Here is a 9,244-nt window from a genome sequence, read left to right on the forward strand (position 1 = left end):
TTTTATAGCTACAGTCACTTGACTTAGGACAAATCAAACCCCAAGAATTGATTGGCGGCGCGAAGCGCCGCCAATCAATTCTTGGGGTTTATGTCCTATTAGACTTGGCGACAGCTATATAGGGAAAAATAACGGTAATTTACGGAAATCATCTCATTTTTGCTCAGAAACAAACCTATCCTGTCCGCTTCAACGTTACGGCGAAAGTGCTTCCCTTGCCCACTTGACTAATTACATGAATGCTTCCTTCCATTTTCTGGACTAACTCATTAGCGATCGCCAATCCCAGTCCCGTCCCCAAAATATCACCATCCGCCTGTCTACCGCGAAAGTTTCGTTCAAATAAACGGGGCAGATCTGCTTCAGGAATTCCTACACCCGTATCTTGAACGTAAATATAAACCGTGTCGGGTTTCACATCTGCCCCTAGAAATACATAGCCTCGTTCGGGCGTATATTTGAGGGCATTTTCTACCAAATTTCCGAGCGCTTCTCTCAAAGCCGATTCATTGCCGATCGCTTTGGGTAGATTCAAAGGGATATTCGATAGAAATTGAATATTACGATCTTGGGCGATCGCGCTGGCAAAATTAGTAATTGCGTCCAAAATTTCACAGAGATCGATCTCTGTAAGTTCCATTGCCGCAGGTAGGAGCGCCTTTTCATGCTCGGCCTCAGATAGCAACAATGGCGTGGGGCGATCGGCTTCGCTGAGTAAATCTTGAATATGCTTGGTCTCTCGCAAAATACCCGTCACAAATTTTTGATTCGGATCTTCGGCAACGATGCGCCGCGACAGCAGTTGGGCAAAGGTACGAATGGCGGTGAGGGGATTGCGAAGTTGATGTAGCAGTGAAGCTAAAAAATTATTTTGCTCTTCGTAACTGCGTTGCTGGTTAGCTGCTAGCCATTGATTGCGGCGATCGAGGGCGCAGGCGATCGCTAATGTGTTGGCGATTTGCTGAATTTGCGATTGTTCGTAGTCCAGCCAATCGCGATCGTCCCGCCCTGTCATTAAAAATCCTAAAATTGCCTCTTCGTAGATCAAGGGCAACACGAAACGGCGTTGTCTTACCAAGCCCCCAGTCCCCATCGATAAGATCGGTAAAGCCTCGGTCGAAAAAGCCTCTGGCAAAGCGATCGCCCCCTCTTCTGGAAAAACAGCCACCTCAATTAGGTGGGGAGGCATCCCATCCGCCACATTTTCGGTGATATACATGGCGCTAGCGACTGCACCCAAACTTTGGGTCAGCAATATAATTTGCGATCGAGCTAGGGCTATGAGGTCGGGACTAGCGGAGAGCATTAATTGGTTGAGGGAAAGGCTTAAATCTTAGTATATAGCGATCGCTAACTCAAAAAAGTGAGGGAATCGGCAGTCCGAGCATTCTTTTATAGAGATGCTATTATGTACGGTAATTAATGAATGCGATTCGGTATTCTTGCGACCTATGAAAAAATCCTCATTAGCCCTCATCAGTAGTCCCGCAATTTTTGCTGCGATTTTGCTAGCAAGCTCTCCCGCAAAAGCCAATCCCTATAGCAGCTCGAATAAAGATGCTGATTCCTATAGTTCTTCAATTGTCATTACTAGAACCGCTCAAAGTCTCGATAGCAAAGATAACTCCTCCGACGATCGCGCTAATATTTTGATGAGCGATCGCGTTGGCGATTTGGCAATTCAGAAATTTGGCTGTGACTGTATGGGCTGCCGTCAAGCAGCAATGTCAATTTTATCGAAATAACAAAATTCCCAAAAAGAGAGGGGTGCATAGCACCCCTCTCTTTTTGGTTTTAAGAACTGCGATCGCGATGAACGTTTGAGGGGTTTGCTTCAGTTAAACTAAAGGAAGCCATTTTATAAAAAATAACTATATATGCGGTTAAGTGATGTTACCCACCCTAACCAATTGCATGGTCTAACGATCTCGCAATTGGAGTCTATAGCCAAGGAAATTCGGCAAAAGCATTTAGAAACGATCGCGGCAACAGGCGGACATCTCGGTCCTGGGCTAGGCGTAGTTGAATTGACCCTCGCTTTATATCAAACCCTCGATCTCGATCGCGATAAAGTGGTTTGGGATGTTGGGCATCAGGCTTATCCCCACAAATTGATCACAGGTCGTTACAAAAACTTCCATACCTTACGTCAAAAGGACGGTATAGCAGGTTATCTCAATCGTCGTGAAAGTGAATTCGATCATTTCGGCGCAGGTCATGCTTCCACCAGTATTTCGGCTGCCCTCGGTATGGCGATCGCCCGCGACTTGCAAGGCGAAAATTACAAAACCGTAGCGATCATTGGGGATGGCTCCTTGACGGGCGGAATGGCGCTCGAAGCAATCAACCATGCAGGACATCTTCCCAAAACTAATTTATTAGTTGTCCTCAATGACAATGAAATGTCGATTTCTGCCAACGTAGGGGCTATTCCTAAGTATCTGAATAAAATGCGCCTCAGTCCGCCGATGAAATTCATTACCAACAATATTGAGGGACAGATCCGCAATATTCCCTTTGTTGGCGAACAAATCAGTCCCGAAATCGAGCGCATCAAGGACAATCTCAAGATTGTCACCATGGTTCAAAATAAGGTGGGAGCTGTGTTTGAAGAACTTGGCTTCACTTACATTGGTCCTGTGGACGGTCATAATCTCAGGGAATTGATCGATACCTTTAAGATGGCACATACGCTCACGGGACCTGTCATGGTTCACGTTAGTACCACTAAGGGCAAGGGTTATAGCTATGCTGAAGCTGATCGCGTTGGCTATCATGCCCAAAATTCCTTTGACCTCGCCACAGGCAAAGCGAAGCCATCCACTTCCAGCAAGCCCAAACCTCCTAGCTATTCCAAGGTTTTTGCGGATACGCTGATCAAACTCGCCGAGCATGACAAGCGCATTGTCGCTATTACCGCCGCGATGTCTACGGGGACGGGTTTAGACAAATTCCAAGCCGCCTTACCTAATCAATTTATCGATGTCGGCATTGCGGAGCAGCACGCGATCACCGTGGCTGCGGGTATGGCTTGTGAAGGAATGCGCCCCGTTGCGGCGATTTATTCCACTTTCCTCCAACGTGGCTTCGATCAGATTATCCATGATGTCTGTATCCAGAATTTACCCGTCTTCTTCTGTCTCGATCGCGCAGGTATCGTTGGTGCTGATGGACCCACACACCAAGGGATGTATGACATTGCCTATCTGCGCTGCATTCCTAATATGGTGCTGATGGCTCCTAAGGACGAAGCCGAAATGCAGAGCATGATCGTTACGGGCTTAACTCACAATGGCGCGATTGCCATGCGTTATCCTCGCGGTAATGGCGTAGGCGCACCATTACAAGACGAAGATATCGCGCCATTACCAATTGGCAAGGCTGAAGTATTGCGCGAAGGGAAAGATGTACTGCTCCTAGCCTATGGCTCGATGGTTTATCCTTCTCTACAGGTGGCGGAACTTCTCAACGAGCATGGAGTTAGCGCCACGGTGGTTAATGCCAGATTTGCGAAGCCTCTCGATACCGAGCTAATTCTGCCCCTTGCCCAAAAAATTGGTAAGGTGGTCACCCTTGAGGAAGGTTGCTTGATGGGTGGATTTGGTAGTGCGGTTTTGGAAGCTTTGAATGATGCGAATGTGTTGGCTCCCGTTTATCGCATTGGCGTTCCCGATATTCTGGTCGAACATGCTTCCCCAGAGCAGTCCTTTAATTCCCTCGGTCTATCTAGCGGTCAAATCTGCGATCGCATTCTCCAACAATTTGCCTTTAATAAGCAAGCTGCCATGAGTAATTAAGTTCTGACTGTGTTTCCCGCTGCGCAGGAGTCACGGTTAATAAGAAGAAGGTGGCACAAAGTGCCACCTTCTTCTTATTACTAACTTAAAACCTAGAAGAGTGTACCGCCCGCTACGCGGGCGGTACACTCTTCTGGTTTTGGTTTTTAAGAAAATATGACAACACTTTCGTGAATTAAAAACCAAACCTAGTAAGGGTTTTCGAAGCTCAAAATGGCGTAGCCATTTTGAGCTTTGGTATTATGAGTAAATATGAGCCTGAAGATTGTCTTTTGTTGGTCTGATATTTCTGGATATATGGCAGCCTGTTGGCGCTCCCTAATGGCAATGCCAGAGATTGACCTATTTGTGATTGCTTTTCAAGCACGAACTCAGACCGCATTTTCTGATGGGTTAATGCAGGGAATCCCCTGTCGTCTTTTAGACTTGCAGGAGCGCAACGACATAAAATTAATTAAGGAATTGATAAGCCAACAAAATCCCGATGCGATCGTTTTATGTGGTTGGTTTCATCATCCCTATCGGCAATTAGCCTTTGCTAAAAATCTGCAAAATATTCCCTTAATTATGGGCATGGATACCCCTTGGTGGGGAAACTGGAAGCAGCATTTAGCCCCTTGGATATTGCGTTCCTATCTAAAACGGATGGCGCGTGTGGTCGTCACTGGCGAACGGAGTTGGCAATATGCCTATCGTTTGGGCATCCCTTTGGAAAATATTTCGTTAGGTTTGTATGGCATAGACTACGAGGCTTACGCACCTCTGCTCGAAGCAAGAAAGCGATCGCCTTGGCCGCGTTCTTTCCTCTTTGTCGGTCGCTACAGCCATGATAAAGCGATCGATCTGCTGGTGACAGCCTACCGTCTCTATCGATCGCAAGTTAGCGATCCTTGGGATTTAGTTTGCTGCGGTCAGGGCGATCTCGAATCCTATCTACAGGATCAAGTAGGTATTATCAACCGAGGTTTTGTCCAGCCTGACGAAATGAAAAATATTTGGCTACAGGCTGGGGCTTTTGTGTTACCGAGCCGATTCGATCCTTGGCCCATAGCTTTAGTGGAAGCGGCGGCCGCAGGATTGCCTATAATCTGCACTCAGGTATGTGGTTCGGCGGTAGAAGTGCTTCGCTCTGAATATAATGGCATCATTATTCCCCCCGATCGCCCTGAGGCTTTAGCTAAGTCTTTGCTAAAAATTCATAATCACGATCACAATCACGATCGTGAGTTAGCAATATGGGGAACTCGTTCCCAAGATTTAGCCCAGCCCTATAGATCGGAAATATGGGCGCAGCGATGGATCGCCATCTTCAATTCTGTGCTTCATCCATTACACTGACAACAAGCGATCGCTTAACTTTTCTGCCAACAGCAAAAAATTACTCGCCTTATGGATTTTGTAAATCAATTAGTTGAATTTATTACTACTCCCTTAGGTTTGATGCTCTTAGGTGGTGGTTTAGTTCTAGCCTTACAAGCCGATCAGAAACGTCCACTTTTAAGTTGGATTTTGGTCTCGATTTTTGGATTTGCGGCCTCTCTGAGCAAGTTCGCCGATGAATTTATTAAGGAGCCGCCATCGCTAGTTTTTCCACTTCAGCAAATTCGCGAGGTGGGGCGACCATTAGCGATCGTTTTATTGTTAATGCTGATCATTGTTGCCTTAAAGACTAAAAGTTACTGGCGGCAAAAAATTATTCCTAAACCTGTAATTTACATTGTCTTAGTTCAATGCATGATTTTCATTAAAATCCTAATTTATGGGGATGTAGGCTTTGCTTTTTTAAGTGCGACTACGTTTGGTGGATTAGTTTGGTCGATTTTGTGGGGACCATCGCGGTGGCTACAGGACGATCGCAATTTTCAGTTAGGTATCTGGGCGATCGCGATGGTGGGCACAATATTTATTATTGCTAATGGCTATCAAGCATTAATCGATCCCTATGCGATTACCTTTGTGCATGGTTGGTTTTTAGGTACTACAGGTAACCCACACCATGCGGCTGTTTTGATTACCGCGACAATTCCTTCCTTCTTATTTCTCTACTTTCAGCGCGAACAAAGCCGATGGATGCGAGGTCTATGGATTGGGCTTTTGGTCATGTCGATATTTGCATTGTTAATGACTGCCTCGCGAACTGGGGCAATCATGGCAGTGGTTTCAGTCTTAATGTTTTTCCGCTATCGAGGTGGGAACCTATTACAGCTTGCCCTATTTATCGGTGTGATCGCGGCAATTACTTTGCCATTCCTCAGTCCCAGCGATGCTGACACCACGGGCATTTTCACCAGTACAGTGGACAAATGGGATAACTTAGATAGCAATACGCGCGAAAATGTTTGGAATGGTTACTTGAACCTCTTCATTGAAAATCCCCTGTTTGGTGCTCCATTTCAAGGCGATCGCCTTCTGTTTGGTGAGAGCTCGTGGTTGGGGGTATTGGGAAGTTTGGGCTTAATTGGTGCAGTTCCCATGTTCATGTTTGGTTTGAGCAGTTTGCAAATGATATATAGGCTCGATCGATTGTGCAAAGCTAGACCAGAATACTACCTCCAATGTAGCGCCGTTATGGCTGGACTGTTGTCTTTACTTGTTGGCGGTATTTCGGAAGCCTATCTACTCGGTAATTTGACCTTTTCCATTCTGGCGGTGCTTTTATATCTTGTACTCGGTAATTATCTTTTAGAAGTTGCCCATCGAGATGATTATTTAGATTTTGTTAGTCATCAGTAGCTAGTCATCAGTAGTTAGGCATCATGTCAGTTCCCCATAAGCTATGAAAATTTTGCATCTAGTTCCATCTATTGCGGCGGTGAGAGGAGGCACGAGTATTGCTGTCATGGAGATGGTTAAGGGCTTACGGGATATTGGTATAGATGCCGAAATTGTAACGACCAATGATAATGGTAAGACTTTGCTAGATGTTCCGCTCCACCGATTGATTGAATATGAAGTCGAAGGCAAAAAAGTGCCTGTAAGGTTCTTTCCCAGATTCTCGCCCCCTATTCACGCTATGCGCGAGTTTGCCTTCTCAGGCAGCTTAACAATTTGGTTGTGGCAACATCTCCGCGATTACGATCTCATTCATGTTCATGCAATTTTTTCCTATCCTGCAACCATTGCTATGACGATCGCGCGTCAGCAAAATATTCCCTATGTTAATAGTCCCCATGGATTGCTATGTCAATGGTCATTGCAGCAAGGAGCGCAAAAAAAGCATATTTACCTGAACTTGCTCGAAAAAGCGAATTTATTTGGCGCTAAAGCGATTCATGTGACAGCAAGGCAAGAGCAGGTAGAAATAGAACTACTGGGTTGGGCTTTAAAAACTATCGTTCTGCCGCTGGGTTTGCAAATACCTCCAGCGATCGCCGATGCAAGAGAGCAGCTACATCGAATGCTCGATATTCCCTCTCCAGTTCCGATCCTGCTTTTTTTGTCGCGAATCCATCCTAAAAAAGGGCTAGATTACCTGATTCCCGCGCTCAGTAAATTGCGCGATCGCCATTTTGCGTTTGTGTTGGCGGGTAGTGGCGATCCAGAATATGAGGCAGTATTGGAGCGACTGCTCCAAGCCAATCATTTAGGCGATCGCACTTTCAAATTGGGTTTTGTTACAGGGATTAACAAAAATATTTGTCTGCAAGGAGCAGACCTCTATGTCTTGACCTCCCATTCAGAAAATTTTGGGGTATCGGTTTTAGAAGCCCTTGCCGCAAGGACTCCCGTACTCATAACTAAGGGGGTAGCCCTCGCCGAGCTAGTCCGATCACAACAATTAGGCTGGGTGGTGGATTTGGAGATTGATGCGATCGCCGCCGCGATCGCCCAAAGTCTCGATCAACCTCAAGTTAATCAACAAATAGGCGATCGGGCTGCAAAATATATTGCCGAACATTACACTTGGAACAAAATTGCAGTTAATCTCCAACAGCTATACATAGCTGTGCTCAAGTGATTAATACAAAGCCAAGAAGAGAAGGGCGGAGCTTTGCTTCGCCCTTCTCTTCTTGGCTTTGATCGGGATTTTTAAAATTTAAGGATCGACCCAGCGATCATCAGATTTAATGAGAGCAATTAATTGTTCTACCCCTTCCGCTTCAGGTACACGCTTGATCTCTTCCTTGCCACGATAAAGAGAAATGGTGCCTGGAGTTTTACCAACATAACCATAGTCGGCATCGGCCATTTCCCCGGGGCCATTGACAATGCAGCCCATCACGGCAATGTCTAAACCGACTAGGTGACTGGTGGCTTCGCGGACTTTATGTAGAACTTCTTCAAGATTAAATAGGGTACGACCGCAAGATGGACAGGCGACGTATTCCACCATTGTTTTGCGCAGCCCTAGAGATTGCAAAATGCTGTAACAGACGGGAATTTCTTTCTCTGGCGCTTCTGTAAGCGATACCCGAATAGTGTCGCCGATTCCTTGGGATAGTAACGTGGCGATACCCGCCGTGGACTTGATCCGACCATATTCCCCATCACCCGCTTCCGTTACTCCTAAATGCAAGGGGTAATCCATACCCAATTGATCCATGCGCTTAGCCATCAATTGATAGGCGGCGATCATCACGGGGACGCGGGATGCCTTCATGGAGATAACGATATTTTTAAAATCCAGATCTTCACAAATGCGAATGAACTCGATCGCGGATTCGACCATACCCTGAGGCGTATCGCCATAGGTAAATAGCATCCGCTCGGCGAGAGAACCGTGGTTTACGCCGATCCGCATTGCCTTACCCTGTTCCTTGAGAGACAAAACAAGCGGCTTGAGGGTGTCGCGGACTTTTTCGGCGATCTCGTCAAATTCTGATTGGGTATATTCGGTACGATTTGCCTTGGGTTTCTCAAATACGTATAGTCCTGGATTAATGCGGACTTTATGAATATGCTTGGCGACTTCGAGGGCAATTTTCATACCGTTGTGGTGGACATCGGCGACCAGAGGCACATCAAGATAAGTCCGTTTAAGCTTTTGGCGGATTTCTGAGAGGGCGGCGGCGTGAGCCATACTGGGGACGGTGACGCGGACAATTTCGCAGCCAATTTCATGCAAGCGACGAATTCCTGCTACCGAGCCATCTATATCGAGGGTGTCTTCATTAATCATCGACTGCACCACGACAGGTGCTCCTCCGCCGATGGTGATATTACCCACTTGGACGGGGCGAGTTTTGCGTCTGACGATTACACCAAGATTTTCACTGCCATCCACGATCGGTTCGGCTGTAGCTTTTTGTGTGCCGTTTTGTGTGCCGTTTTGTGTGCTTTTCGTATTCTCAGAAACAGTCGCCATAACACTTTTAGTTACTTTCTTTCATTAGTCTATCTGAAGTGGGGGACAGTAGCTTTATTTTGCGCTTTTAATTTTGTTGTGGAAAATATTTGAGCGCAACTCAAAACCCTAAAGATGGGTGGCGGCGCTTCGCGCCGCCACC

At 46.3% G+C, this 9,244-nt stretch carries 7 protein-coding genes; 5 read left to right on the plus strand and 2 right to left on the minus strand.

Annotation, left to right across the window (positions count from 1 at the left end):
• Positions 1–175: 175 nt before the first annotated feature.
• Complete coding sequence (locus AC805_RS04400) at positions 176–1,306, minus strand: cell wall metabolism sensor histidine kinase WalK (protein ID WP_055074289.1); 1,131 nt, start codon at positions 1,304–1,306, stop codon at positions 176–178.
• Between the two features lie 145 nt (positions 1,307–1,451).
• On the opposite strand from AC805_RS04400, the gene AC805_RS04405 reads away from it, so the two are divergent.
• The 5 genes from AC805_RS04405 (at position 1,452) to AC805_RS04425 (ending at position 7,755) form a co-directional block, all read left to right on the plus strand.
• On the plus strand, positions 1,452–1,745 hold the full coding sequence (locus tag AC805_RS04405) for a hypothetical protein (RefSeq protein WP_055074290.1): 294 nt from the start codon (positions 1,452–1,454) through the stop codon (positions 1,743–1,745).
• A gap of 132 nt (positions 1,746–1,877) precedes the next feature.
• Entirely contained in the window at positions 1,878–3,797 is a 1,920-nt protein-coding gene (dxs, locus tag AC805_RS04410; RefSeq protein WP_055074291.1) for a 1-deoxy-D-xylulose-5-phosphate synthase, read from the plus strand.
• Between the two features lie 252 nt (positions 3,798–4,049).
• The gene (locus AC805_RS04415) at positions 4,050–5,135 is read left to right on the plus strand and encodes a glycosyltransferase family 4 protein (protein WP_055074292.1); all 1,086 of its coding nucleotides are present in this window, start codon (positions 4,050–4,052) and stop codon (positions 5,133–5,135) included.
• Positions 5,136–5,186: 51 nt separating this feature from the next.
• Positions 5,187–6,530, plus strand: a complete 1,344-nt coding sequence (locus AC805_RS04420; protein WP_055074293.1) for an O-antigen ligase — start codon at positions 5,187–5,189, stop codon at positions 6,528–6,530.
• Between the two features lie 43 nt (positions 6,531–6,573).
• Positions 6,574–7,755: a glycosyltransferase gene (locus AC805_RS04425; protein WP_055074294.1), complete on the plus strand. Its 1,182-nt coding sequence runs from the start codon at positions 6,574–6,576 to the stop codon at positions 7,753–7,755.
• A gap of 78 nt (positions 7,756–7,833) precedes the next feature.
• On the opposite strand, the gene ispG is transcribed toward AC805_RS04425, so the two are convergent.
• Complete coding sequence (gene ispG, locus AC805_RS04430) at positions 7,834–9,024, minus strand: (E)-4-hydroxy-3-methylbut-2-enyl-diphosphate synthase (protein ID WP_040688499.1); 1,191 nt, start codon at positions 9,022–9,024, stop codon at positions 7,834–7,836.
• Positions 9,025–9,244 lie beyond the last annotated feature (220 nt).

The organism is Pseudanabaena sp. 'Roaring Creek' (assembly GCF_001402795.1).
GTDB lineage: Bacteria > Cyanobacteriota > Cyanobacteriia > Pseudanabaenales > Pseudanabaenaceae > Pseudanabaena.

Coding starts and splice junctions, on each gene's coding strand:
- AC805_RS04400 (WP_055074289.1), bottom strand. CDS start 1,306: ATGCTCTCCGCTAGTCCCGACCTCATAGCCCTAGCTCGATCGCAAATT.
- AC805_RS04405 (WP_055074290.1), top strand. CDS start 1,452: ATGAAAAAATCCTCATTAGCCCTCATCAGTAGTCCCGCAATTTTTGCT.
- dxs (WP_055074291.1), top strand. CDS start 1,878: ATGCGGTTAAGTGATGTTACCCACCCTAACCAATTGCATGGTCTAACG.
- AC805_RS04415 (WP_055074292.1), top strand. CDS start 4,050: ATGAGCCTGAAGATTGTCTTTTGTTGGTCTGATATTTCTGGATATATG.
- AC805_RS04420 (WP_055074293.1), top strand. CDS start 5,187: ATGGATTTTGTAAATCAATTAGTTGAATTTATTACTACTCCCTTAGGT.
- AC805_RS04425 (WP_055074294.1), top strand. CDS start 6,574: ATGAAAATTTTGCATCTAGTTCCATCTATTGCGGCGGTGAGAGGAGGC.